The 25,775-nt window shown below is 43.7% G+C and carries 27 protein-coding genes and 1 pseudogene; 6 read left to right on the top strand and 22 right to left on the bottom strand.

The features are described 5' to 3' along the window. Window positions 1–82, bottom strand: a pseudogene (locus RAC86_RS15980) (patatin family protein); the annotation flags it as partial. Between the two features lie 180 nt (window positions 83–262). Between RAC86_RS15980 and spoVV the strand changes: the two are divergent. After that, window positions 263–1,489 carry a dipicolinic acid transporter SpoVV gene (spoVV, locus tag RAC86_RS15975; protein ID WP_029726517.1) on the top strand — a complete coding sequence of 409 codons (1,227 nt, stop codon included), beginning with the start codon at window positions 263–265 and terminating at the stop codon, window positions 1,487–1,489. Between the two features lie 10 nt (window positions 1,490–1,499). Here the strand turns inward: spoVV and coaD are convergent, their stop codons facing one another. From coaD to RAC86_RS15935, 8 genes are all read right to left on the bottom strand, one after another. Further along, window positions 1,500–1,985, bottom strand: a complete 486-nt coding sequence (gene coaD / locus RAC86_RS15970; protein ID WP_003245283.1) for a pantetheine-phosphate adenylyltransferase — start codon at window positions 1,983–1,985, stop codon at window positions 1,500–1,502. Window positions 1,986–1,989: 4 nt separating this feature from the next. Then, entirely contained in the window at window positions 1,990–2,544 is a 555-nt protein-coding gene (rsmD, locus tag RAC86_RS15965; RefSeq protein ID WP_029726518.1) for a 16S rRNA (guanine(966)-N(2))-methyltransferase RsmD, read from the bottom strand. Between the two features lie 322 nt (window positions 2,545–2,866). Continuing rightward, on the bottom strand, window positions 2,867–3,139 hold the full coding sequence (locus RAC86_RS15960; protein ID WP_024573211.1) for a YlbG family protein: 273 nt from the start codon (window positions 3,137–3,139) through the stop codon (window positions 2,867–2,869). A gap of 54 nt (window positions 3,140–3,193) precedes the next feature. Continuing rightward, window positions 3,194–3,643 carry a regulatory iron-sulfur-containing complex subunit RicF gene (gene ricF / locus RAC86_RS15955; protein ID WP_003221370.1) on the bottom strand — a complete coding sequence of 150 codons (450 nt, stop codon included), beginning with the start codon at window positions 3,641–3,643 and terminating at the stop codon, window positions 3,194–3,196. 115 nt (window positions 3,644–3,758) lie between these two features. Continuing rightward, window positions 3,759–3,998, bottom strand: a complete 240-nt coding sequence (locus RAC86_RS15950; RefSeq protein WP_003232231.1) for a YlbE-like family protein — start codon at window positions 3,996–3,998, stop codon at window positions 3,759–3,761. Between the two features lie 15 nt (window positions 3,999–4,013). Further along, a complete protein-coding gene (ylbD, locus tag RAC86_RS15945; protein ID WP_003232233.1) occupies window positions 4,014–4,412 on the bottom strand; it encodes a YlbD family protein in 399 nt (132 codons plus the stop codon). A gap of 231 nt (window positions 4,413–4,643) precedes the next feature. Further along, window positions 4,644–5,684: a CAP domain-containing protein gene (locus tag RAC86_RS15940; protein ID WP_014479713.1), complete on the bottom strand. Its 1,041-nt coding sequence runs from the start codon at window positions 5,682–5,684 to the stop codon at window positions 4,644–4,646. A gap of 83 nt (window positions 5,685–5,767) precedes the next feature. Next, window positions 5,768–6,214, bottom strand: a complete 447-nt coding sequence (locus RAC86_RS15935; RefSeq protein ID WP_003221362.1) for a CBS domain-containing protein — start codon at window positions 6,212–6,214, stop codon at window positions 5,768–5,770. 139 nt (window positions 6,215–6,353) lie between these two features. Here RAC86_RS15935 and RAC86_RS15930 point away from each other — a divergent pair, with 139 nt between their 5' ends. Continuing rightward, a complete protein-coding gene (locus tag RAC86_RS15930; RefSeq protein WP_377885860.1) occupies window positions 6,354–6,716 on the top strand; it encodes a YugN family protein in 363 nt (120 codons plus the stop codon). Between the two features lie 31 nt (window positions 6,717–6,747). Here RAC86_RS15930 and ctaG read toward each other — a convergent pair whose 3' ends face one another. The 6 genes from ctaG to cyoE form a co-directional block, all read right to left on the bottom strand. Then, complete coding sequence (gene ctaG, locus RAC86_RS15925; RefSeq protein WP_046664162.1) at window positions 6,748–7,641, bottom strand: cytochrome c oxidase assembly factor CtaG; 894 nt, start codon at window positions 7,639–7,641, stop codon at window positions 6,748–6,750. Window positions 7,642–7,668: 27 nt separating this feature from the next. Then, window positions 7,669–8,001, bottom strand: coding sequence for a cytochrome c oxidase subunit IVB (gene ctaF, locus RAC86_RS15920; RefSeq protein WP_003232242.1), 333 nt, complete (start codon window positions 7,999–8,001; stop codon window positions 7,669–7,671). 2 nt (window positions 8,002–8,003) lie between these two features. Next, window positions 8,004–8,627 (bottom strand): cytochrome c oxidase subunit III, encoded by a 624-nt coding sequence (gene ctaE / locus RAC86_RS15915; RefSeq protein ID WP_003232244.1) that lies wholly within the window; start codon window positions 8,625–8,627, stop codon window positions 8,004–8,006. Then, window positions 8,627–10,495 carry a cytochrome c oxidase subunit I gene (ctaD, locus tag RAC86_RS15910; RefSeq protein ID WP_032725638.1) on the bottom strand — a complete coding sequence of 623 codons (1,869 nt, stop codon included), beginning with the start codon at window positions 10,493–10,495 and terminating at the stop codon, window positions 8,627–8,629. The genes ctaE and ctaD overlap by 1 nt, the downstream gene beginning before the upstream one ends. 32 nt (window positions 10,496–10,527) lie before the next feature. Further along, window positions 10,528–11,598 carry a cytochrome c oxidase subunit II gene (coxB, locus tag RAC86_RS15905; protein ID WP_256683413.1) on the bottom strand — a complete coding sequence of 357 codons (1,071 nt, stop codon included), beginning with the start codon at window positions 11,596–11,598 and terminating at the stop codon, window positions 10,528–10,530. Window positions 11,599–11,837: 239 nt separating this feature from the next. Then, window positions 11,838–12,755 (bottom strand): heme o synthase, encoded by a 918-nt coding sequence (gene cyoE / locus RAC86_RS15900; protein WP_003232250.1) that lies wholly within the window; start codon window positions 12,753–12,755, stop codon window positions 11,838–11,840. 354 nt (window positions 12,756–13,109) lie between these two features. Here cyoE and ctaA point away from each other — a divergent pair, with 354 nt between their 5' ends. Beyond that, entirely contained in the window at window positions 13,110–14,030 is a 921-nt protein-coding gene (gene ctaA, locus RAC86_RS15895) for a heme A synthase CtaA (protein WP_015252157.1), read from the top strand. A gap of 407 nt (window positions 14,031–14,437) precedes the next feature. Here ctaA and pyc read toward each other — a convergent pair whose 3' ends face one another. The 4 genes from pyc to glsA all read right to left on the bottom strand — a co-directional run bounded on the left by pyc (window position 14,438) and on the right by glsA (window position 20,684). Continuing rightward, a complete protein-coding gene (gene pyc, locus RAC86_RS15890; protein WP_029726522.1) occupies window positions 14,438–17,884 on the bottom strand; it encodes a pyruvate carboxylase in 3,447 nt (1,148 codons plus the stop codon). A gap of 74 nt (window positions 17,885–17,958) precedes the next feature. After that, complete coding sequence (gene ftsW, locus RAC86_RS15885) at window positions 17,959–19,170, bottom strand: cell division protein FtsW (protein ID WP_009967159.1); 1,212 nt, start codon at window positions 19,168–19,170, stop codon at window positions 17,959–17,961. 205 nt (window positions 19,171–19,375) lie between these two features. Continuing rightward, window positions 19,376–19,657 (bottom strand): Fpa/YlaN family protein, encoded by a 282-nt coding sequence (locus RAC86_RS15880; protein ID WP_003245286.1) that lies wholly within the window; start codon window positions 19,655–19,657, stop codon window positions 19,376–19,378. A 97-nt stretch (window positions 19,658–19,754) separates the two neighbouring features. After that, on the bottom strand, window positions 19,755–20,684 hold the full coding sequence (gene glsA / locus RAC86_RS15875; RefSeq protein ID WP_377885859.1) for a glutaminase A: 930 nt from the start codon (window positions 20,682–20,684) through the stop codon (window positions 19,755–19,757). 102 nt (window positions 20,685–20,786) lie between these two features. On the opposite strand from glsA, the gene RAC86_RS15870 reads away from it, so the two are divergent. Further along, complete coding sequence (locus RAC86_RS15870) at window positions 20,787–21,272, top strand: peptidyl-prolyl cis-trans isomerase (protein ID WP_377885858.1); 486 nt, start codon at window positions 20,787–20,789, stop codon at window positions 21,270–21,272. A gap of 3 nt (window positions 21,273–21,275) precedes the next feature. On the opposite strand, the gene RAC86_RS15865 is transcribed toward RAC86_RS15870, so the two are convergent. After that, window positions 21,276–22,604 carry a PhoH family protein gene (locus RAC86_RS15865; protein WP_377885857.1) on the bottom strand — a complete coding sequence of 443 codons (1,329 nt, stop codon included), beginning with the start codon at window positions 22,602–22,604 and terminating at the stop codon, window positions 21,276–21,278. A gap of 154 nt (window positions 22,605–22,758) precedes the next feature. Here RAC86_RS15865 and RAC86_RS15860 point away from each other — a divergent pair, with 154 nt between their 5' ends. Next, window positions 22,759–23,388 (top strand): YhcN/YlaJ family sporulation lipoprotein, encoded by a 630-nt coding sequence (locus RAC86_RS15860; RefSeq protein WP_377885856.1) that lies wholly within the window; start codon window positions 22,759–22,761, stop codon window positions 23,386–23,388. A gap of 82 nt (window positions 23,389–23,470) precedes the next feature. Beyond that, entirely contained in the window at window positions 23,471–23,680 is a 210-nt protein-coding gene (locus RAC86_RS15855) for a YlaI family protein (RefSeq protein ID WP_003232271.1), read from the top strand. 55 nt (window positions 23,681–23,735) lie between these two features. Here the strand turns inward: RAC86_RS15855 and RAC86_RS15850 are convergent, their stop codons facing one another. Both RAC86_RS15850 and typA read right to left on the bottom strand, forming a co-directional pair. Continuing rightward, the gene (locus tag RAC86_RS15850; protein ID WP_003232274.1) at window positions 23,736–24,053 is read right to left on the bottom strand and encodes a YlaH-like family protein; all 318 of its coding nucleotides are present in this window, start codon (window positions 24,051–24,053) and stop codon (window positions 23,736–23,738) included. A gap of 56 nt (window positions 24,054–24,109) precedes the next feature. Further along, window positions 24,110–25,775: translational GTPase TypA (typA, locus tag RAC86_RS15845; protein WP_377885855.1), on the bottom strand; the 1,666-nt coding region annotated here is incomplete at its 5' end.

Genomic DNA, 25,775 nt, shown 5'->3' with positions numbered 1-25,775 from the left:
ACATACTGGAAAGCACACCGAGATGAGCCAGCCCTCTGGCCCCTCCCGATCCTAACGCTAACCCGATTTTAGGTTTGGCCAATGCGTTAACCTCCTGCCTGAATTCCCTGTATACCGAATTCTATGGTCTAAACTGAACCCCTATGCTCGTATATTAGTACAAAGAATCAAGAGGACAGGTACTGCTTGGCCGTTTTACATCATACATTATTTTATCATGATATACATGTCATTGGGCATTTTTAGCATCGGGGAGGTAAGAATGAACTTGTCGAAGATTAATACACTTTTGATTGCCTCATTTTTTATTTTTTTAACAGCGACTGTCATCTCACATCCACAGGCCTCATTCGAAGCCTCTAAAACCGGGCTGTCTATGTGGTGGGAGGTTGTGTTTCCGTCATTGCTGCCATTTTTTATTCTGTCCGAACTCTTAATCGGCTTTGGCATTGTGCGGTTTGTCGGTGTTTTGCTTGAGCCTTTTATGCGGCCGATCTTTCGCGTGCCGGGTGTCGGCGGCTTCGTTCTTGCTATGGGAATGGCATCAGGAAACCCAGCGGGCGCAAAACTCACTGCCCGTCTGCGGCAGGAAAATCAGATTTCAAGAGTAGAGGCAGAACGGCTCGCGTCGTTTACCAATTCTTCAAACCCGCTCTTTATTTTCGGCGCTGTTGCCGTCGGTTTCTTTCAAAACGCATCACTAGGCATTTTATTAGCTTCTGCACACTATTTGGGGAATCTTGCCGTCGGTTTAACAATGCGCTCCTATGGCCGCAAGGAAGAGCAGCATCTCAGAAGAAAGAAAACGATACCTTTCCCTTCAGTCAAAGATGCTTTACACGCTCTTCATACCGCCAGACTTGCAGAAAAACGGCCCTTAGGTAAAATTTTAGGCGACGCCGTGACGTCTTCTGTTCAAACGCTTCTTATGGTAGGCGGCTTTATTATTTTATTTTCTGTCTTCAATCGGCTGTTGTCAGTGGTCCAGCTGACTGATGTTTTGTCTGTTTTCACAAAAGGAGCACTGACTTTGTTTCAGCTTCCGACTCAATTGGACATTCCGCTTTTATCAGGGATGTTTGAAATTACATTAGGCAGCAAGCTTGTCAGCGAGACAGATGTTTCTCTTCTGCAAAAAGCCATTATCGTCAGCTTTATTCTTGGGTTTAGCGGCTTTTCCGTACAAGCTCAGGTGGCAGGTATTTTATCGGAAACCGACATTAGATTTAAACCATTCTTTATCGCACGTTTGCTGCAGGGCGTTTATGCCGCTGTCTTCGTCATGCTTTTATGGAAACCTCTTTACACGGCATGGCATGATCCATATCAGTATGTATTTAAATCTCTTAACAGCAGTGACATGCCAACTGCCTTTATAAATGGCTGGAATCTGCTTGTGCAGATCGGACCTGCTGTCACACTATGCGCGCTGTTTACGTACATTATCATTTTTTCTTACAGACTGACAAACGGAACAAAAAAAGGATGAGTCAAAACCCTCATCCTTGTCTGAATTTTTGCTGAAGCGCCAGCTCTACTTCCGGCGGTACAAACTCTGATACCGAGCCGTTGTATCTCGCCACTTCTTTTACGATGCTTGAACTTAGAAACGAATATTGATTGTTTGTCATCATAAAAAATGTCTCGATGGATTCATCAAGCACACGGTTTACTGACGTCCCCTGCATCTCGTATTCAAAATCAGATACAGCTCTCAAGCCTCTTAAAATCGCTTTCGCATTTTTTCTTTTTGCATAATCAATTAACAGGCCTTGCGATGTTTCAACTGTTATGTTCGGAATGTCTTTTGTCACTTCTCTCAGAAGCTCACACCGTTCTTCCACACTGAACAAAGGCTTTTTTGAAGAATTATTCAGCACACATACATACACTTGTTCAAAAATATGCGCCCCGCGTTTGATGATGTCCAGATGCCCGTAGGTCACCGGATCAAAACTGCCGGGACAGACAGCTATACTCGCCACCTCACTACCCCCTCTTTTTATAAATCGCCACACCTGTAAGCCCATAGGTTTCTTTTCTTGTCATCACAAGATCTCCTACGGTTTCGGGAAGCTCGACCTCTCTGTCATGCTCAGCGACGATAAAGCCGTTTTCTTCCAGCATTTGATATTCGTCAATCAGCGTTAAAAGTGCTTTCAGCTTTTGTTCCTTATACGGCGGATCGAGAAAAATGCCGCGAAAGCCGGTTTCTCTTTTAGCAGCAGCGTGCAAAGCACGTTCCGCATCATTGCGGTATACCTGTGCATGTTTTGTAAGCTCCAGCGTTTTCAAATTAGATTTTACCGTTTGAATCGCTTTAAAATCACGGTCAACGAATATACAATGCTCAAACCCGCGTGAAAGCGCTTCGATTCCAAGACCTCCGCTCCCTGCGAATAAGTCAAGTCCCCTGCCCCCGTCAAAATAAGGGCCGATCATATTGAAAATGGATTCCTTCACTTTGTCGGTTGTCGGTCTTGTTGATGTTCCGGGTACAGCCTTTAGTGAACGGCCTTTTTTTGATCCAGAAATTACTCTCATGTTCCACACCACTTTTTCTAAAAGCTATTTTGTTTCTTTATTCGGCCGGACGCCGCTATGTACATAGAAAAAAATCAATCCTATCTTAACATAAAGCATTCTTCCAAACAATGAACGCTAATCTTGGTAAACAGGTGTATAGGCAGCATGATCCTTGTCCATACTATAAGCAACAGCATCTAGAGGATGTTGTTGCCAACCGCGGAGAAGACTTACGTTTCCCCATAAGTTCTTCCTCCGGTTTCTCCTCTCCCTTTGCCTTCTCCTTAACATATTAAGGAATAGAAGGACCCCGCAGATGCCTGCGGGGATTTTTTTATAGCTATATGCCGATTTTATAATCGTATTCTTTTGCCTTATCAAGCTTTGACTCGAATTCCAATTTTAAAAACGGTTTATAAGAAGGCTCCACTTTTTTCACAAATGAGTAAGACGCAATCTTGTCCATTGTTTTTTGAATTTGGTCCATATCACAGTACAGTACGACATATTTTAATCGTTTTGATACATAGTGCACATTCCCGAACTTCCTCAGCATTTTGCTTTGCTTTAGGGAGTGCAGATACACAACCATGCCCTGGCGCCTATTCTCCAATACAATCACCTGCCTGTTTTCTCTTATATGTAAAAGACGAGACGGCCAGTCTCGTCAGGACACTTTACATCCGCAGCTTCCGCCTGAACCGCAGCCGCCTCCGCATGAAGACAAACCGTCAAAATAAGGGTTCCCAGTCGGAACTTTCACATGCTCCGAAACAGCTGTCCCAATCTCAACGCTGACCTCATCAAGAATGGACTGGAGCTCATTTTCAGCTCTCTTGAAGTCAGCCACCTTGTCGTTCAGGTCCAGCTCACGTTTGATCTCCCTCATTTTCCGGGATATTTCTCTATAGTCAGGATGATATTTGCCAAAACGCTGTACATCCTCATACTGCTCTTTTATTTTGATAAAAGAACGAATAATCCGACCTGCCTCTTCATCTTCCTGGAGACGCTTGTAACAATTGCGGTAGTTCTCAGCCGTCTCCGACTGCAGAATCATCTCGGCAAGCTGCTGAGCTTCACTTTGAAGCCGCACGGATTCCATCGTCGCATACATAACATGCACCTCCAGTTGTTAGTTTACCATGAAACCAGCCAATTGGAAAATGCTTAACCGCAGCCGTATACAAAACCTTATGTCCGCATGAAAAAAGACCCTTTTTCGGGGCCTTTTAATCTTTTGTCCGCATCGCTTGAAACATTTGCATCATCATTTGCGCCATTTGAATCCCGTTCGTAAACTGATTCACCCGATGCGGAATGGTTTTTTCATAAAAATTCATCATTTCAAGCTGAAAGGAGGACAGATCATCCGGTTTTCTTGAAAGCCTGCGGTACCATATCGGCTGTTCTCTGATGAATCGTTTCCGTTCTTCGTTTGCTAAAATATATTCCTGAACCTCTTTGCGCATATGAGCTCCCCTTTTTTAATCCTTTCGAAAAGAAAAAGGATGCTGTCCAGAGCCTGGCTGAGAATGCTTCTGTCCGCTTCCGGAAAATGTATTAAGAAGGCTTTGCAACGATGAGATCGACTGGCTCATTTTATTGATTTGTTCGTTCATTTGATTGACATCCATCTTTTTCACCGCTGTCACCATTTTCGAGACAAAATCATTTTTTTGCGGTGTTTCAGGCACAGCTTCAGAAGCTTCTTCCGGTTCCCGATACGGATCCCAAATCGGATCGCTCTCCCCGAAGAGGACCCAATTTTCATATACGTCCTGCCAGCTTCTTTGTTCTTTGCGCACTTCTTTTATCAGCTTGGGATGCTTTTTGACGAATTGTTTAAAGTCATTGATTGAATGATTGGCATGTTGATTCGCCACAATCCTCACCCCCTCCGAAAATCGTTACCTACTACAATGTATCGTTTTGTCGGGCATTGTGTTCGCCTATATTCATTCCCAAATGAATTTTTAGCGATATCCCTATACACTGGTGAAAAAGCCTGACTGAAGGAATGGGAAACGGCCTTATCTGTAAGCTATTAGCACATTCATTCAGACCAGCTTGTATGGAAATAGAAAAAGCCGGGAACCATTCGTCCGCGGCTTTCATTACCATCGCTTAATAAAATTTTGGGTGTAATATTTCCGGTCTACTCCGACACCAAGATGCGTATAATCTGAATTCAGCAACGCTTTTCGATGGCCTTCGCTATTCAGCCAGCCTTCTACAGCGGCCGGACCGTCCACATAATTGTATGCGATATTTTCTCCCGCTTGCTGAAAGTCAACATGCCCTTCTTCTAAGCGGTCTTTCAGCGAGCCGTATTTTTTAGAGACATGGGAGAAATAATTATTTTCCTTCATATCCTCACTATGTCCAAACGCCACCTCCGCCGTTGGCTGATCCCATTCAAGCTTCGCAAGTCCATGTTTAACGCGTATGACATTCGTCAAATCAAGGATTTGCTTTTCGCTCGTTGTTTGGATCTTTTTCCATTTCTCATCTGAAACGGCTTTCGGTTTAATTAATTCCCCGCGGTACACTACCTCATAAGGTCTTTGCTTTACAAAGGTTTGCGCATCAAACGCCCTAATGCTGGATAGCTTCCCCTCAAATTTGTCCATATACAGCTGGACATACATCTTTCCTACCTTTACAGTCGGTCTTGTATTGATATCTTCTTCAGAAAATTCAAACCGATAGGAATTTCCTTTATACTCTACATTCACAAATGGTGCCACCTGGGTGGTCTTAAATACTTCGCCAGTTGATTCTCCAATTTTGAAAGGCTTGGCGTTAATATCATTACCCGACGCGAATAATGTGACCACTTTATTGTTTAATACCCCGATTTGGATATATTGATCCTTACCTTGATTGTATACCCACCAATCGTAATCATAAGCCGAAGGGTCAATACGTTCAGGTTCCCCAAGCTTTTTCGTTACTTCATCGGCGGGCTTGCCCATGAAGGACAATAACCCTGAAGTCGGCATATGTATTCGTTTGCCGCTTTGCGCTTCCTCATTCGACACCTGAGGCTCGCTGTCATTTGATTTCTTTTCAGGAACAGATCCATATTGAATAAACAGAACATAAGTTCCGCAGATAATCAAAAGGATAACCATTGCTCTCAATATATTTTTCAATCTATCACCCCCGTGGCGATTCACAATCTCTTGTTTACATCCCATTACAATACAGCCTATTTAACATGTCAAAGATTTATGTGTTAATGAAAAAAGCCTTCTTCTCTATTATCCCCTTCGGAAATATCCGATAAGGCGCTGCCGGCACGTTCATTCGTTTGCTCAGATAAAGAAAGATCACCAAGCGTGACAATTCCAGTCAGTTTTTTATTTTTTGTAACTGGTATCCTTCTGAGCTGATGCGATGCCATCAAATGAAGAACCTCATCGACTGAAGCATCTTCCTCCACACTGACAGGTTTTTCAGTCATCGCGTCAGTGATTTTTTGCGAGTTCGGTTTTTTGATGGCGATTCCTCTTAATACGAGATCGCGGTCGGTTACGATGCCGACCAATGTTTCCCCGTCCTCATCAACTACCGGTATCGCTCCTACATTTGCGTCCTTCATCTTTACTGCAGCTTCATATACATTATCTAATACCGTGCAATATTGCAAGTCGGCTGTCATCAGATCTTTTATTTTTGTCATCCGTTTAACCTCCTTTAGTCTAGTGCTATTGTCGTCAAAATTTAATTTTTGCATACTTTCAAAAGAAGAAGATTCATTGAAAGTTTAACGCTTTCATACTATGATTGTCAGGAAAGGTAATTTTTATAAGGAGGGGTCAGTGTTGAAGTTTACTGAAAGCGGACTTGAAGGGGTTAAGGCTGAGCTCAGCTGGCTAGACGACTTAATGGAAAGCAAAGGTCTTATCAGAGCGGGTCAATGGGATTACGAGAGAGTCACCTATGACAAGAAGTTTTCGACGATTGAGGGTACGTTTTACCTGCGGCTACAAGGTATTGCGGCAGAAGGCGATGTCGGAAGCGGGCGCGCCGTGATTCAATTAATGTCCCCTCTCCTAGGAAAGCATTACTACCCTCATGGAGTAGAATATGGAGAAACGGAAGAGTTTCCCGTACAGGTTGTGACAAAAAGCAAGGCACTGATTCAGGACATAGCCGACATGTTAAAAACAGTTCAAATGTAACGAAAAGGTACAGCATATTTCGCTGTACCTTTTATGATATCGTCTGCTGAATATACGGCGGCTCCTCCTGCCCGTCCTTTTCCCTTTCTTTCTTCACCCATTGGAAAAAAATAATGGCCAAAAAAGTACCGTACACAATTTCCTGAATGATTTTCATCATGACTGCTCCGAGCTGCTGATCCTCTAACAAAGGCAGTGTATTCAACATCTCTGGCCCTGTTAATGGGACCTGCCCCATCATATCCGCTGGCACACAAAGCCTCATTGCCTCAGCCCATACAGCCGGATCTGTATAGGTGGCGTATAACGGTGCACCGCTGAACATGATCAAGGCGCAAGCAGGTGTGAGCAGCATACCGTCCGCCATAATATAACCCAGCTTCATCAAGCCGCTGAGCTGCCGTAGACGCTCAACCTTATGAACAAGCGGCCACCACATGAAGAACGCAAGCACAAAGATAAGCCAAGTGATTAATGTATGGTAAAACGGATCCGTTTTGACAGTATCAAATATAAGCGGTACATGATATAAAGAAAAAATGCCGTTAAACAAAAGCAAAGCAATTAAAGGCGTCGTAAAAAAGGAAAAAACCGGTTTGATTGAAGGCCTGAAAATGATTTTTTCCCAGAGCCATGCAGGAATTCCCGCGATTAACAGCGGCGGGACAACCAAATACAGGACGGCCATCTGCACCATATGTGCGCTGAACATAATATGTCCGAGCAGATCAACCGGGCTTCCCTCGGCTGCATATAAAAACAGCATCGCCGACAGAAAGCACACCATCTCTTTACCAGTTATTCGATTTGGCTTTGAAGACATTCGCCTGTAAAAATAGAGATACAGCGCCGTAATGCCTAACAGGATACAAAAAAGATAAGGGCTCCACATCGCGCGAAACCCGAATATCTCCAACTGATTCATTTCTTCACCTCCGGCGGCTGTTTCAAATTACCACCATATAATTGTCACAAACGCAAGCACAGTGATAAACGCGACAAACACCCCTGAATACAAAAACAGTGCCGGCGCCTCATGCCCTTTCTGATTCATATGCATGAAATAATACAGCTGAAAAATGACTTGAATTGCAGCTAGCAAAATAATGAAAGGAATCGTAAACCAGCTGCCGACACCGTCCGTGGCCACAGTCAGAAATGCAACAATCGTAAGACCGATCATTAAACCAAAAGACAGGACTTGATATTTCATCTCCCGGGCATGCTTTTTTTTCTTAAATTCAAGGTCGCTATTGATATGCCCTCTGCTTTTTTTATCGACCATGTTTATCCCACCATCCCCATTAAATATACAACGGTAAAGATGAAGACCCACACGACATCAATAAAGTGCCAATAAAGGCTGGCAACGTAAAACTTAGGCGCCGTATACAGATTCAGCCCTCTCTTGGCATTGCGGATCATAAGCGTGCTGATCCACATAAGCCCAAATGCCACGTGGGCGCCGTGTGTACCGACAAGCGTGTAAAATGCAGAACCGAGGGCAGAGCTTGTGATGGTAAAGCCAAATTCATGGGTGTAATGCTTGAACTCATAGATTTCCAGTCCTAAAAAGCCCGCCCCCAATAAAATCGTAATTCCCAGCCAAAGCTGCATCTTGCCGAAGGAAAAGTTCTTCATGTGGTACATCGCGTACACACTCGTTAAACTGCTCGTTAATAGAAGCATTGTGGCAATGAATACAAGTGTCACATCGAACATTTCCGTCGTAGGCGGATCACCGGCATTTGAATTCCGAAGCGCAAGAAACGTGGCGAAGAGAGACGCAAACAGAACAGTCTCTCCGCCAAGAAAAAGCCAAAAGCCTAAAAATTTATTTTTCCCTTCCAGGGTTACTTTTTCAGGAGAAGCTGGAAAGGTTTCTGCGGTGAATTTTTCTTGAACTTGCATTATGCCTTCACCCCTTTATCATCGTTCGGCAGTTCCTCTTTATGAATATGATAGCCGTGATCATCAATTACTGAACGAAGCAGCATCGTAATAAATGTGATGCCGAGCCCGATAAAGATCACCGGCAGGCCCCAAGCGTAATCACTTCTGTACAGCAGCCCGAACGCTGCGACAAAAAGGCCGAAGGAAATGACGAGCGGCAGGATCGAGCCGTTTGGCATATGAATATCATCAACCGGTTCCGCCGGCGTCATTGATTTGTGCCCTGCCTGCTTCTCAATCCAAAACGGATCAAGTCCTCTGACAAAAGGAAGCTGTTTAAAGTTATACTCCGGCGGCGGTGAAGAAACGGTCCATTCCAGCGTACGTCCGTCATGCCATGGATCAGCACCTACATATTCACCTTTTACCGATGTCCATATGACATTGACCAGCAGAAGAATAACAGCTGCCGCCATAAAAAACGCCCCGATTGTACTGATCAAGTTGCCGGTTTCCAGACCCTGTCCTGGCAAAAACGTATAAACCCGGCGCGGCATCCCCATTAAGCCGACAAAATGCTGAATGAAAAACGTGAGGTGAAAGCCGATAAAAAACAATACAAATGAAATTTTCCCCATCGTTTCATGCAGAATTTTACCGAACATTTTCGGCCACCAGAAATGAACACCGGCTAAAAGGCCGAATACAACACCGCCAATAATGACGTAGTGGAAGTGCGCAACCACAAAATACGTATCATGGAACTGATAATCAGCTGCTGCTGCTGCCAGCATGACTCCCGTCACACCGCCGAGCACAAAGGATGGAATAAATGAGACAGCATACAGCATAGCGGTTGTATACTTCACATTTCCTCCCCAAATCGTCAACAGCCAGTTAAAAATCTTAATCCCGGTCGGAATCGCGATAGCCATTGTTGCAACCGCAAAAATCGCATTTGCAATCGGGCCGAGACCAGTCGTGAACATGTGGTGCACCCAAACCATAAAGCCCAGAAAGCCGATGAGCACGATTGCAAAAACCATTGAAGAATAGCCAAACAAACGCTTTCTGGCGAACACAGGGATGACCTCAGAAAAAATGCCGAATGCAGGCAAAATTAGGATATAAACCTCCGGGTGGCCGAAGATCCAAAATAAATGTTCCCAAATGACCGTATTTCCGCCAAGCTCCGGATTAAAGAAATTGGTTCCGAACAGCCGATCCAGCATCATGAGAGCCAATCCAACCGTAAGCGGCGGAAACGCGAACAAAATCAATGCCGAGGCCACAAATGTCGTCCATGTAAACAAAGGCAGCCTCATATACGTCATGCCCGGAGCCCTCATGTTGATAATCGTGGCCAAAAAGTTAATCCCGGCTATCAGCGTCCCGAGCCCCGATATTTGGAGTCCGAGGACGAAAAAGTCTATGCCGTGCCCTTTAGAATGAAGCGAAAGTGAGGCATATGATGTCCAGCCCGCATCTGGCGCTCCGCCCAAAAACCAGCTTAGATTTAAGAAAATGCCCCCGAAAAAGAAGAGCCAAAAACCAAGCGCGTTTAAAAATGGAAACGAAACGTCCCGAGCCCCGATCTGCAAAGGCACAACCGCATTCATCAAGGCAAATAAGAGCGGCATCGCAGCCAGAAAGATCATCGTCGTTCCGTGCATAGTCATTACTTCATTGTACGCTTGAGCACTGAGAAACGCATTTTCCGGCTTTGCAAGCTGAATTCTGATAAACATCGCTTCAATTCCCCCGACAAGAAAGAAGAATCCCCCTGCCACTAAATAAAGAATCGCGATTTTTTTATGGTCCACCGTCGTCAAATAATCCCAAAGCATAGATCCGCGCGTCCGCTTTTCTGTAAGCGCATTCAACATATGTGACCTCCCCCAATATCTCCCTTTCTTCCCTACTTGCTTTCCGCTTTTAAGCCTTTTAAGTATTCATAAAGCGCATTTGTTTCGCTGTCTGAGAGCTTTGGATATGTGCCTGTCATTTTGTTCCCCGGCTTTATGCTGTCAGGGTCCTTCAGCCAAGCCTTCACATTTTCTTTGTTGGCCTCTTTCACCCCTGCCACTTTTGTCCTTTCACCGAAGGTCGCCAAGTTAGGTGCCGTTCTAGCGGCTTCTGCACGCTTATCATTCGGCTCTACCGCATGGCAGCTCAGGCAGTTTTTCTCTTTAAACAGTTCTTCACCCTGCTTAGCCAAATCGCTCTCTGCTGTAGATTTATAGTTTTTCATTTCTTTTGTCCAACCCTGAAATTCCTTTGCAGACATTGTCTTCACCTTAAAATCCATCAGCGCATGTGAAGGGCCGCAAAGCTCTGCACACTTCCCAAAAAACATATCTCCTGCCTCTTTGCTTCGTTTTGAATCAAATGTCAGGAAGAACTTATTTTCATTATCCGTATTCGTATCAAGTTTTCCTCCAACTGAAGGAATCCAGAAGGAATGTTTTACATCAGAGGCTTTTAAATTAAAATATACACGCTGATCTGTCGGTACAATCAGCTCCTGGCTTGTGATAATGCCGTAATCAGGGTACTCAAACTCCCACCAGTATAAATTTGCCCTAACATTGACTACAAGAGCATCCTCAGCTTTGCGGCCTTTTTTATCCATTGGTGATGTGTCCGCTAGCTCCAGCGTATATAATACAACAGGAATCACAAGAATAATGAGCAGCAAAATCGGGATCACGGTCCATGTGATTTCTAAAAATTTATTCCCCTCTACCTGTTTCGGTATCGTGTTCTCACCGACCCGTGATCTTCTAAATCTCACAATCACATAAAAGAAGATAACAGATACTACTGCAACAACAACCACCATAATCAATGTGCTGAGCACTGTCAGGTCATACTGTTTATCAGCCACCTCGCCAGCAGGCTTGAGCGTGGATAAAAAAGGTTTTCCACATCCGCTTAATAGAAGCGGCCCTAAGGCTAATAATAAAATAAGACGCCAATGCTTTACCATTTCACCCAACCCCTTTTCTGGTCAATACAAAGGCGGAAAGCAGATCGAAATCTACCGCCATCCAACCTATCACCAATAAAGCACTTACATTTCCTCTTCTCTTAAATTATGAGTTTTTTTACTCAAAATGCCATCTATGTATAAAAGTAAAGCCGCCTGATTAAACAAGAGGTCAAGGCGGCATTTACTAGTTGTCATCGTTTATTTTGAAGCGATAAAACAAGCATCATATCTATTTTTTAGAAAAGCGTCAAGACAACCATGGCAACGAAATAGATTGTCATGTAGTTAAGCGAGTAAACGAACATCTGCGTTGCCCACTTCATGATATTCTTGGAGCGGAATCCCATTAAGCCAAGAATCAGCCAGCCGATATTTAACAGCAAGCCGAGAATGACAATCGGAAGACCCAGGCTACCAAGGAAAAACGGAAGCGGCATCAGGCACGCAACCCACACAATAATTTGTCTTTTTGTCACTTCAAAACCGTATACGACAGGAAGCATCGGAATATTTGCAGCTCTGTAATCCTCAGTTTTCTTAATAGCCAATGCTAAGAAGTGAGGAATCTGCCAAATAAATAAAATCATGAATAACACCCATGCTACGACACCGATATTCCCTTCCACTGCCGTCCATCCAATAAGCGGCGGCACTGCACCGGAAACGCTTCCTACTACTGTGTTAATCGTATAGCGGCGTTTCGTCCACATTGTGTACAATACAACATACGTAAAGACTCCGATAAAACCGATAACAGCAGCCATGACAGTTGTCATCAGCAGCATGATCAATCCTAAAGCAACCAGCAAAATTCCAGACCATAACGCCTGACTCGGCTGAATTTTACCCGTAACCGTCGGTCTTACTTTCGTACGCTCCATAAGATGGTCAATGTCCCGGTCATACCAGTTATTGATCGCGCAGGAGCCCGCAATAATCAGTGAAGACCCGATTAACGTAAGAAGAACGGTGTTTATATTGCCTAAAAAACTTAAACCGGATATATGCAGTGCAAGCCACATTCCAGTGAAAGTCGTGATGAGGTTAGAATTGACGATCCCTATTTTAATAAGGGACAGAAAATCTTTCCATGCCGTTGTTTCTTCAATTTGTCCGTCTATAGCTGTATCATTTAAGATTCTGGAGTTAGCCATAACGTAAACCTCCCTTACAAACCTAACGCAGGAGAATAAAATAACCTGCAACTCTATCATACAAGATAACATCTTGTAAAAAAACATCCTATTAAATATTAAACGACAAACAGGAATTTATTTGTGAACTTTTTATGAATTTTACCAAAGATGAAGGCAATCTCCAAATCGGCATTGCGTTTACCTTATTTCTATCAGACCCGGCATGAATAATCAAGTGTACATTTTCCAGAAGCCGTCATTCTATTATATTTTTGTGAACAAAAGGCTCTGGGAATTGCCACAAAACACATATTCGCTTACACTTGGAACGTATATAAAATTGCAGCAGTATGTTAAGAAGGTGAATATTGTATGAATAAAGCATTAAAAGCTCTCGGTGTTCTGACGACATTTGTCATGCTAATTGTTTTAATCGGGGGTGCCCTCGTTACAAAAACAGGTTCCGGCCAAGGATGCGGCAGACAGTGGCCGCTGTGTCACGGCCGTTTTTTCCCTGAACTGAATCCGGCTTCAATTATTGAATGGAGCCACCGATTCGCAAGCGGAATCTCTATTGTCCTTGTGCTAAGCCTTGCGTTTTGGTCATGGAGAAAAATCACGCCGATTTTCCGTGAAACAACGTTTCTCGCGATCATGTCAATTATCTTTTTATTTCTTCAGGCATTGCTTGGCGCATTGGCTGTCGTATTCGGTTCGAACGCGCTGATTATGGCGCTTCACTTCGGCATATCATTAATTTCTTTTGCTTCAGTGCTTATTTTGACATTGCTCATATTTGAAGCTGATAAATCAGTCAGAACACTGGTTAAGCCGCTTCAAATCGGCAAAAAGATGCAATTTCACATGATAGGAATTTTGATATATTCCTATATCGTTGTGTATACAGGCGCATATGTAAGACACACTGAATCAAGCCTGGCATGTCCTGATGTGCCGCTGTGCAGCCCGCTGAACAATGGACTTCCGACCCAATTCCATGAATGGGTGCAAATGGGCCACAGAGCAGCAGCCTTACTGTTATTTGTATGGATTATTGTTGCCGCTGTTCATGCTATTATCTCCTATAAAGATCAAAAACAGATCTTTTGGGGATGGATCTCATGTCTTATTTTCATTACATTACAGGCACTGTCCGGTATTATGATCGTATACACTGAACTCGCTCTGGGTTTTGCACTTGCCCACTCGTTCTTTATTGCCTGTCTGTTTGGCGTTCTATGCTACTTCTTATTATTGATTGCTCGTTTCCGTTATGAATCCAGGCAATCATAAGGACTCAAGACCAAAGCCTTAGACGGCTTTGGTCTTTTTCATGTCTTGTTTTGGTGCTTTATTGTTTCAATGGCCAGCCTTCACTGAACTTGATGATCAGTGAGCGGCTCACTTCGGTCTGTCCCCTTTCTCATCGTGATTATAGAAATTTCATATGCATCTATAGTCCGCGAACATAAGTATTAAAGCCTTTTGGCCATTGGAAAATCAGATAGTGCTTAAAGAAATATGCATGGACTACTACAAAGCATCTAAAAAATTGGTGGTATACCTCTTTTTATTTTGGGCTTGTGACAGTACTCTATAATCTCTGAAGTCCCCTTATATCTCTTCTAACCATCTGTTTCACTCCACATTTTCTATAAAAAAACAAGAGTGTATATCATTGATATACACTCTTGTTTTTTTTATGCTTTTTCAATTTCGAGAAGCAGATCTCCCGTTTGGATCGGCTCACCATTTTTCACATGAACCTGCTTGATTGTTCCTGAGAAAGGCGCCTGAACCGTTGTTTCCATTTTCATCGCTTCATTAATCATCAAATGATCACCTTTATTGACTTTTGTGCCTGCTTCAGCCAATACCTTAATAACGGTTCCAGGCATGGAAGCTGCGATGTGGCTTGGATTTGTCCGGTCTGCTTTCAGCCTTTCCTGAACGGAAGACTTAATGCTTTCATCTTTAATGACTACTTCACGCGGCTGCCCGTTGAGTTCGAAATAAACGACGCGGGTGGCATCAGGCTGAGGCTCACCGATTGAAATCAGCTTAACGATCAGCGTTTTGCCGCGCTCAATTTCAACTTCTATCTCTTCACCCAATGTCATACCGTAGAAGAATGTCGGTGTATCTAATACCGAGATGTCTCCATAGCTTTCTGTCGTTTTCACATAATCAGTGAAGACTTTAGGATAAAGGGCATATGCCACAGCATCCTGATCTGAAATTTCCAAGTTATGCTGCTCTTTAAATTCCTGTTTGATCGCTTCAAATGACACCGGCTCAAGCAGTTCGCCCGGTCTGACTGTAATCGGCTCCTGCCCTTTTAAGATTAGCTTTTGCAGTTTTTCCGGGAATCCGCCATGAGGCTGGCCGATATTTCCTTTAAAAAGCTCCACGACAGAATCAGGGAAATCTAAAGATTCGCCTTTTTCATAAACGTCTTTTTCAGTCAGATTGTTTTGCACCATGTAAAGTGCCATATCTCCGACAACTTTTGAGGAAGGCGTTACCTTGACGATGTCACCGAACATATCGTTCACGCGTCTGTACATTTCCTTGACTTCGTTCCATCGGTCGCCAAGGCCTACTCCCTTGGCCTGCTGCTGCAGGTTGCTGTATTGGCCCCCTGGCATTTCGTGTTCATAAATTTCAGTATGCGGAGACTTCATTCCGCTTTCAAATTCACTATAATATTTACGCACCGACTCCCAATATTGGGACAGCAATTCAACGCCTTGGACATTCATTTCCGGACGGCGGTCGTTGCCTTCCATCGCATGATAAAATCCGCTCGCGCTAGGCTGTGACGTTAATCCCGCCATTGAGCTGACCGCCACGTCTATGATATCAACGCCGGCTTCAACAGCTTTCGCATACATATAAATACCGTTTCCGCTCGTATCATGTGTATGAAGGTGAACCGGAATGTCGATCGTTTCTTTCAACGCAGAAACGAGTTCATATGCAGCCTGCGGTTTTAACAGCCCTGCCATATCTTTAATCCCGAGAATATGGGCTCCGGCCGCCTCAAGCTCCTTCGCCATCGATGTATAATATGCAAGGTCGTACTTCGTCCGGTTCTTGTCAAGGATATCTCCCGTATAACAAATCGCAGCTTCTGCCACTTTGCCGGTATCCCTAACAGCATCAATGGCTAACGTCATCCCTTTTACCCAGTTTAAGCTGTCGAAAATACGAAACACATCAATACCGGATTGAGCTGATTGCTTCACAAATTCTTTAATCACATTGTCCGGATAATTCGTATAGCCGACCGCATTTGATGAGCGAAGCAGCATCTGGAATAAGGTATTCGGCACTTCTTTGCGAAGATCTTCCAAACGCTTCCACGGATCTTCTTTCAGGAATCGGTAGGCTACATCGAAGGTCGCGCCTCCCCACATTTCCATACTGAATAGTTCAGGCCATAACGCAGCCGTCGGATTTGCGATTTTTTTCAAATCATGCGATCTGATTCTAGTTGCCAATAACGATTGGTGGGCATCCCTGAATGTCGTATCAGTTAAAAGGACAGATTTCTGCTCCTTAACCCAATTTGCAAGCCCTTCTGCACCTTTTTCATCAAGAATTTGCTTTGTTCCTCTGGCAGGCTGCTGATCAACGTCTACCTTTACGCTTAACGGTTTGTCAAACGCCGGTTTTTCTTTTTTCCCGATTCCAGGGAAGCCGTTCACTGTCACATTGCCGATGTAAGTGAGCATTTTCGTTCCGCGGTCTTTTTGTTTAGGGAATTTAAATAATTCAGGCGTTGTATCAATGAAAGACGTATCATATTGCCCTGTCAGGAACTTCTCATGTTTTGCAACGTTCTCAAGGAACGGAATGTTCGTTTTTATGCCTCTGATTCTAAACTCCTGAAGGTTTCGTACCATTTTGGCAGCTGCCTGTTCAAACGTTAAAGCCCAAGTTGAAAGCTTAACGAGAAGTGAATCATAGTATGGTGTGATCACGGCGCCCTGGAAGCTGTTTCCGGTATCAAGACGGACACCAAAACCGCCGCCTGAGCGGTAAGCCATGATTTTTCCTGTATCAGGCATGAAGTCATTTTGCGGATCCTCAGTCGTAACCCGTGACTGAATGGCATAGCCGATTGTAAAAATGTCCTTTTGCTCAGGAATATTTACTTTTTTGCTGTGAAGGCTATGCCCTTGGGCAACAAGGATCTGAGTTTGAACAATATCGACACCAGTAATCATTTCTGTTATCGTGTGTTCAACTTGTACGCGAGGATTTACTTCAATAAAGTAGAACTCGTTGTTTGCAACAAGGAATTCGACCGTCCCCGCATTTATATAGTTTACATTTTTAGCAAGCGCAACTGCCGCCTCACAAATTTGATCCCTTAATTCAGGTGACAGCGAGACACTCGGCGCCACTTCAATGACCTTTTGATGGCGTCTTTGAACGGAACAATCCCTCTCAAAAAGATGGACGACATTTCCCTGCTTGTCTCCAATGACCTGAACCTCAATATGTTTCGGATTCTCAATTAATTTTTCTACATAAACTTCATCATTACCAAAGGCTGCTTTCGCCTCTGATTTAGCACGCTCATATGCTTCTTTGACTTCACTTTCAGATCTGACAATCCGCATACCGCGGCCGCCGCCGCCAAGCGAGGCTTTAATGATGATCGGATAACCGTTAGCTTGTCCAAATTGTTCGACGGCTTCAAGCGTTTCGGCAGGACCGTCGCTTCCCGGAATCACGGGGATTCCCGCTTTTTCTGCCTGCTCACGCGCTTTTACCTTGTCACCAAACATATCGAGATGCTCGGATTTTGGCCCTATGAATACGATGCCTTCTTCTTCACATCGTCTCGCAAAATGAATATTTTCAGATAAGAAACCGTATCCCGGATGAATTGCATCGACTTTGTTTCTTTTCGCAATATCAATGATACCTTCAATATCCAGGTAAGCATCAATCGGTTTTTTCCCTTCACCGACCAAGTATGCTTCATCCGCTTTGTACCGATGGTAGGAACCGGAATCTTCTTTTGAATAGACCGCAACTGTACGAATATTCAACTCGGTACACGCCCGGAATATTCGGATTGCAATTTCTCCCCTGTTTGCTACTAATACTTTTTGTATCGATTGCTGAGACAAACTTTTCTCCCCCTTACCCGAATGGAATATAATCTATCATAGCGGAATATCCTTCCCCTGTACACACTTGTTTTTTACAGATAAACAGTTTTTTTGAGCTGTTTCTTTTTCATTCCTTTCGGCGCCAAGGGCTCTTTCTTTTTCTTATTCTCTGAATATTTCACAAACATGCTGATATTCGCTAATATCCCCATACTCCCCAGCAGCAGCACCAAAGAAGAGCCCCCGTAACTGATAAATGGTAGCGTAACCCCTGTAATCGGAATTAATCCGCTGACACCGCCAAGGTTAATAAACGACTGGATGGCAATCATGCTTGAAATGCCGATCGCCAGAAGACTTCCAAACGGGTCCTCGCATTTTCTGGCAATATAAAAACCTTTTATGACGACAAAACCCAATAAGAAAATCACAAACAATACCCCAAAAATGCCGAGCTCTTCAGCAATGACAGCCATAATAAAGTCAGTGTGTGATTCAGGCAGATATCCGTATTTTTGGATACTTTCACCGAGCCCCAGGCCGAAAATGCCGCCTGAGCTGATCGCATAATAAGAATTGATCACTTGCAAACCTGATGAATTTGCATACTTAAATGGGTCTTCAAGACTCTCAAAACGCGCTAAACGGCCTTCAGTTAAAATTTTGTCCTGATTCAAATAGATAATAGGGCTGACTAAAATGAAAACAATTCCGCCCAGTATCACAAGCCTCACCAGCGTCTTTCCGCTGAAGCCGGAGCACAAGATCATGCACGTCGCAATTAACCCTATAATCATGGCTGTACCGAAATCTGGCTGCATGGCAATTAACCCACAAATTATAAGCGTCATGACTACCGGAGGGGCTACTCCCGTTAACAGATGGTCGATATAACTTTGTTTTTTTGCATATACGGCTGCAAGGTATAAAATTACGACCAGTTTCACAAACTCCCCCGGCTGAATACTCATTCCGCCGATTTTAAACCAGCTCTGCGCGTTTCCGGCAACATGCCCGAATACAAACAGTGAGATAAGCGCAAGAACAGATACAAGCAGTATTCCCTTCTGAAACTTTTGATGGGCCAGTGCTTTGTAAGGAAACAACGCCATGAGAATAAATAGAGCGCCACCCGCAATTAAAGCAAACAGCTGCCGCATGAAGAAAAAATTACTGCTTACTCCATACCGGGAGACAGCCGTAATCATGCTTGAGCTGTATACCATCACTAAACCGAATCCGCATAATAAAACGATTGCGAATATCAGTGAGTAATCATAAGATTTTAGCATTTTTTTTAACATAACATCCTCTTCCCTGCTTCTAACTTCCATTATCTATGGTTTTTATGTATTTATCTTTTTTATTTTACTACAATTTATCAAACGAGACGAAGAATCTCTATACGATTCGGAAGGAATGTGTAAAAAAAGACCGTCTTTTATGAGATGAGAGAAAAATAGCGGTTATAAAAAAACCCAAACTGTTAATAAGTTTGAGTTTTATCATTTATTTAGCTGTAAACGCGTCATGTAAAGCAGACAATTCGCGTTCCAATGTGTATAAAAGGTCTTTACCGTCTTTTTCATCAACCAATCCCAGGCGGACAGCAAAATCGATTTCCCTCGAAAGCCCGAACATTTGAGTATCTAAAACCTCTTCATATAGAGGACATTGAGGCATCGTTAAGTTATCCATTTGTACTCGGATCAGCTTCAAAATCTTCTCAGCGTCCACTTTTAAGAGTTCAAAAGCTTTTTGCCGATGGTCAACTATCATCTCTGAAGCCAAAAGTATCCCTCCGTTCCCCAGGCGAGTACCTAATTCTTCTATTTATCATAAAGGGTATCAACAGAAAATGCAAGAGGATTTAAGCATATGACATAAATTAAAAAATACTCAGCCTGTACATCTCAGACATTATTTCCAAAAGCTTTACACCTGCAATGCTGTTCCCTTTTTCGTCTAATGCGGGGCCGAATATGCCGATCCCGAAATCGTAAGGCGAAATGCCCATAATCCCGCCGGATACGCCGCTTTTCGCAGGAATTCCGACCTTAATTGCGAATTCCCCGCTTGCATTATACATTCCGCACGTCACCATAAATGTTTTGCAAATTCTAGCGACATCTTTTGAGATGACTTGCTCCCCAGTCTCTGGATGTCTGCCGTTCAATGCAAATACAGATCCGATTTTCGCTAAATCCAAGCTGTTCATCTCAATCGCGCATTGCTTCGTGTATAAATCCATTACTGCCTCTACATCATCTTCAAAAATGCCGTACTGCTTCATATAATAACACATCGCCCGATTAATCATTGAAGTGCTGTATTCAGATTCAGCCACTTCCCGGCAGTATGTAATCTCTTGGTTGTTTGTCAGCCTTCTGATAAGAGAAAGCAAATAATCAAGTCTCTCTTTCACCGTTCTTCCTCTTATCAGACTTGTCACTACCAATGCCCCGGCATTAATCATAGGGTTTAACGGCTTGCTCGGATTCACCGTTTCGAGCTTGATAATTGAGTTAAACGGATCACCGGTCGGCTCCTGTCCAACATAACTGAAGACCTTATCTTTGCCGTATTCCATTAACACCAAAGCAAGGGAAAGGACTTTCGATATACTTTGAAGCGTAAATGTTTTTTCTACGTCACCTGCTGACAGACAAACATTATTGGAATAATAAATCGCCACTGACAGGTCGTGTTTATCAGCTTTTGCCAAGGCGGGAATATAGCTGGCTACCTCCCCCTTGTCCGTTACTTTTTTCGCCTTTTTCACTAAGGCTTCAAGCTCATCATTATGCCGGCATACCATGCAAACACCCTCGTTCCCTCAGCATTTCAATACACATAATTTGTACACAAAGTGACAATTCATGCGAAAACTTTTATAATTTTGAGAGAAGGGGGTCATATCATGAGCGTTATCCAAGTAAAAGGCAATGTTACATATCCAATTACCATTGATCCAAGCGTATGGATTTTTGATGATCGCAAATTTTCGTTTGACCGCAAAGGGGACAGTCAAGACACATATTTACAATCAGCCGGGGATGAATCCGACCTTGATCCGGAACGCGTCATCAGAGAGGGGCGAATTGCGCCGCCTACATTAAAGACGGAAAAACAATATGAGAAGCAAAAACTGATGAACGGCAGTTTCGCAATGAGACTTGGGACTGTCCTGAAGAATGCTGAGCCGAACAGCTCTGCGACGCAATGTGTATTTGTCACAAGTTCGGGAAAGGCCGCCGTTTCTCTGGAAACCGCTCTGAACAGTATTGTCCATTTCAGTGAGGCAGGCAAGCCGATTCAAGAAGGCGGCCCCGTGCATATTTACTTTGAAGGTCCGATCCATCACAAACAGCCGATTACCGATGTAAAAGAGATCGAAATCATTTAAATGTTACAGCAAATCAGCTGCGAGCTGGGCGAGACCTGATCTCTCACCTTTTATTAGCTTCACGCTGCCTGAGATGGGTTGTCCTTTAAACCGCTCAACCACATAGGCCAAACCATTGTTCAGACTGTCTAAATATGGGTGATCAATTTGTTCAGGGTCACCCATTAAGACAATTTTACTGCCTTCACCGACTCTCGTCAGCAAAGTTTTCACCTCATGCCTGGTCAAATTTTGCGCTTCATCAATGATGATAAATTGATCTGGAATGCTTCTCCCTCTGATATAAGTCAGCGCCTCTACCTGAATTGAGCCAATTCCCGCCAAAATAGCATCAAGCTCCCCTGGTTTTTTCGCATTAAACAGAAACTCTAAGTTGTCAAAAATCGGCTGCATCCAAGGCTTTAGCTTTTCCTCTTTTTCGCCTGGCAAATACCCGATGTCCTTGCCAACAGGAACAATCGGCCTTGCGACGACCAGCTTTTTGTATATTCCCAAGTCTTCTGTCTGTAATAGCCCTGCCGCCAAAGCTAAGAGCGTTTTGCCGGTTCCCGCTTTGCCGATCAGGGTGACAAGCGGAATATCTTCCCGCAGCAAAAGCTCTAATGCCATTGTCTGCTGTACATTTTTCGGCCTGATTCCCCATATATGTTCATCATCAAATACGAGTCTTTTTAATACCGTTCCGGTTTTGTCTGCAATTCCGACTGCCGAGGAGGACCCTCCTAGCTCATCCTTCATTAAAGCAAACTGATTCGGATAAAACGCATGCTGTTTCACATCGTTTACTGAAATTTGATTTTTCCCGTAAAAAGAGCTGAACAGCTGCTGGCTGATATATAAATCTTTATAGCCGCTGTACATTTCATCATTGTCTACAACCCGGTCATTCAAGAAATCTTCAGCAAGCAGTCCGATTGCGTCGGCTTTAACCCTGACCAGTACATCCTTACTGACGAGGATAACTGGCCTGCCATTTTCCTTTGTTTCTTCCTCGAGGCTCAAGTTTTTCGCAACGGCTAATATGCGATTATCGTTCGTCTTTTCAATAAAGATCTCTTGCAGCTGGTGAAACGAACGATGATTCAGTTCAATTCTCAGTGTGCCGCCGGTGTCAAGTGGTACATGCTCATGCAGCCTGCCCTTTTGTCTTAGCGCATCGATTAGCTTAGATACGTGCCTTGCATTCCTCCCAACTTCGTCCATATACCGTTTTTTTGAATCAACCTCTTCTAAAACGACAGCAGGGATGACAACCTCATTTTCTTCAAAAGAAAATATCGCGTTAGGATCCTGTAATAACACATTCGTATCTAACACATAAATTTTACTCAAGTCTCAGCCTCCTGATATAAGGGTCAAAGTTCTTCCTGCTTCTCTTTTGATGAAAAAGGTGAATGCCTGCTAAAATATATGTTTTTGTGCATAAAGATAGAAGGTTAATTCAACAATAAAATTAATGAAAGCATTTTAAGGAGGGAACCCGCAAGTGCGAATTCTTTTCATTATCATACAGCTGACACTTATCCTGTCCGCTTGTGCCTATCAACAAGGAAAACAGGGCCAGAATGTTGAAAAAGAATCAACAAGACAGCAGGAGACTAAACCGATTCACGTAAAGGACACAACTCAAGAAACAAAAGACAATGGAACAAGAACGGATATTGCCAAGCATTTTGTCAGCGTTGCTGAAAAAAACCCCGACGTCAAGGATGCAACAGCCGTTGTGCTGGGAGGCTATGCTGTTGTTGGGATTGATGTCGATGATACTTTGGACAGAAGCAAAGTGGAAACCATTAAATATTCTGTAGCTCAGGCGCTAAAGAATGATCGATATGGCGCCAACGCAGTAGTCATTGCTGATCCCGATACGGTCAGCCGCCTTCGTGAGATGAGCAGAGAAATCAGCGAGGGCCATCCGGTAACAGGCATACTGGATGAATTAGCTGCAATTGTCGGCCGAGTGCTTCCCGAAGTGCCTAACGACGTGATTGACAATGAAGACGAACCGCAAACAAAGCAGCAAAATGACCAATTAAATAGAAAACAGCAGCAGGAAATGGAGAAGGAGCAAAACGATCAATCTGATCATCATATGAAAAAGAACAACAATGACTAAGCTATAGCCTTGCGCTTTAGCTTTTTCTTATTTTGGACAGCTTCTGATCCGTGCTATAATACATGTTAGTGAAAGAGGTGATATGATGAGGGTCAAATGTTCTATTTGCGATAAAATTGAAACAATTGATGATGATACCCTGATCGCGAAACGGCTTCGAAACCGCCCGATCCATACATATATGTGCCAGGAATGCCACGATCGGATTGCCAAAAAAACAGAGGAACGGCTGAAAACGGGAAAATTTACTTTTCACCCGGGACAGCAGAAAAAAGAAAAAGTCAAAAAATAAAGCGGCCGCTTAACCATACAGAACACAAAAAAGACTCAGCTTTCAGCTGAGTCTTTTATGATTTTGCAGACTGTCCTTTTTTCGACTGATACAGCCGGATTTTGTAAATGATTAAAATCAGCGCAGCGACGACCAATCCTTCTGCCACGGGCAAAAACACCCCTAAAAAAGTCAAAACAGTGCAGCCCAAAGCCAAAAATACATACACCACTGCAGATTTTAATACAGGAAGCCGTTTAGCAAATCCAAGCTTAAATACAATAACGGCCAACACAAAAATCGTGCCGTACAGCAGCCACATGCCTGCCGCAGGCTGCCGGTCTACTTGATATAGAGCGGCGAAGAACGACAGACGTTCGCTTACGTCATTCAAAAAGATTCCCTCCCCTGTAAACGTACGGGTTCTATCTTTTCAAATTCTGCACGAGATTAAGACAATCCTGCTGTTTTTTTCTTTTTAGCTGCTTTTTCACGTTCGTTCTTATTGAGGATCTTCTTTCTTAAACGGATGGATTCAGGTGTTACTTCACAATATTCATCTTCGTTTAAGTACTCTAGAGACTCCTCAAGAGACATGATGCGCGCTTTTTTAATTGTAGTTGTCTGATCCTTTGTCGCAGAACGGACGTTTGTTTGCTGTTTCATTTTGCTGACGTTAACAACAAGGTCGTTGTCACGGTTATGCTCTCCAACGATCATTCCTTCGTATACTTCAGTACCCGGCTCAACGAAGATGACACCGCGGTCTTCAATTCCTTGAATACCGTATGATGTTGCTTTTCCGTTTTCCATTGACACAAGTACACCTTGACGGCGTCCTCCGACTTGGCCTGCCTGCATCGGCTGGTAGCTGTCAAACGTATGGTTCAAAATACCGAATCCGCGTGTTAATGATAGGAATTCTGTAGAGTAACCGATCAATCCGCGGGAAGGAACTGTAAAGATGAGACGGACTTGGCCGTTTCCGTTGTTGATCATATCAACCATTTCGCCTTTGCGGGCACCCATTGATTCCATGACAGAGCCAGTATGCTCTTCAGGAACATCAATTTGCACACGTTCAACAGGCTCACAGCGTACGCCGTCGATTTCTTTGATAATAACTTCAGGTTTTGACACTTGAAGCTCATAGCCCTCACGACGCATATTTTCAATTAAAATTGACAAGTGCAGCTCACCGCGTCCTGAAACAACCCAAGCATCAGGAGAAGCAGTTGGCTCAACACGCAAGCTCACATCCGTCTGAAGCTGTGATTGAAGACGCTCTTCGATTTTGCGGGCTGTTACATATTTGCCTTCACGGCCTGCAAACGGACTGTTATTCACGACAAATGTCATTTGAAGTGTCGGCTCATCAATGCGAAGCACCGGAAGCGGATCTTGATGGTCTACAGGACATACCGTTTCACCAACGTTGATATCTTCCATCCCGGAAACCGCAACGAGGTCTCCCGCTTTTGCTTCTTCAATTTCCACACGCTTTAAGCCTTGGAAACCAAAAATCTTTGTAACACGGAATGACTTTGCAGTTCCGTCAAGCTTCATAAGAGAAACCTGCTGTCCGACTTTCATTGTGCCGCGGAATACGCGTCCGATTCCGATACGGCCTACATAGTCGTTGTAGTCAAGAAGGGCAACTTGGAATTGAAGCGGCTCCTCTGCATTATCAACAGGTGCCGGAACATGCTTAATAATGGTTTCATATAAAGCTTCCATGTTTTCATCCTGTTGTTTCGGATCAAGACTCGCTGTTCCATTAATCGCGGAAGCATATACCACTGGGAACTCGAGCTGCTCTTCATTAGCATCAAGCTCAATGAACAGATCCAGAACTTCATCGATAACTTCCTCTGGACGAGCAAAGTCACGGTCAATTTTGTTTACAACAACAACAGGGTTCAGGTTTTGCTCAAGAGCTTTTTTCAGAACAAAACGAGTTTGAGGCATACAGCCTTCATATGCGTCAACGACAAGCACTACGCCGTCAACCATTTTCATAATCCGTTCTACTTCTCCCCCAAAGTCTGCGTGTCCAGGGGTGTCCAAAATATTGATACGTGTATCTTTATAGTTAATCGCAGTATTTTTCGCCAAT

It is taken from the genome of Bacillus sp. LR_5 (genome assembly GCF_042709275.1).
Note: the sequence above shows the minus strand (reverse complement) of the source record. Positions and strands in the feature narration are given on the sequence as shown.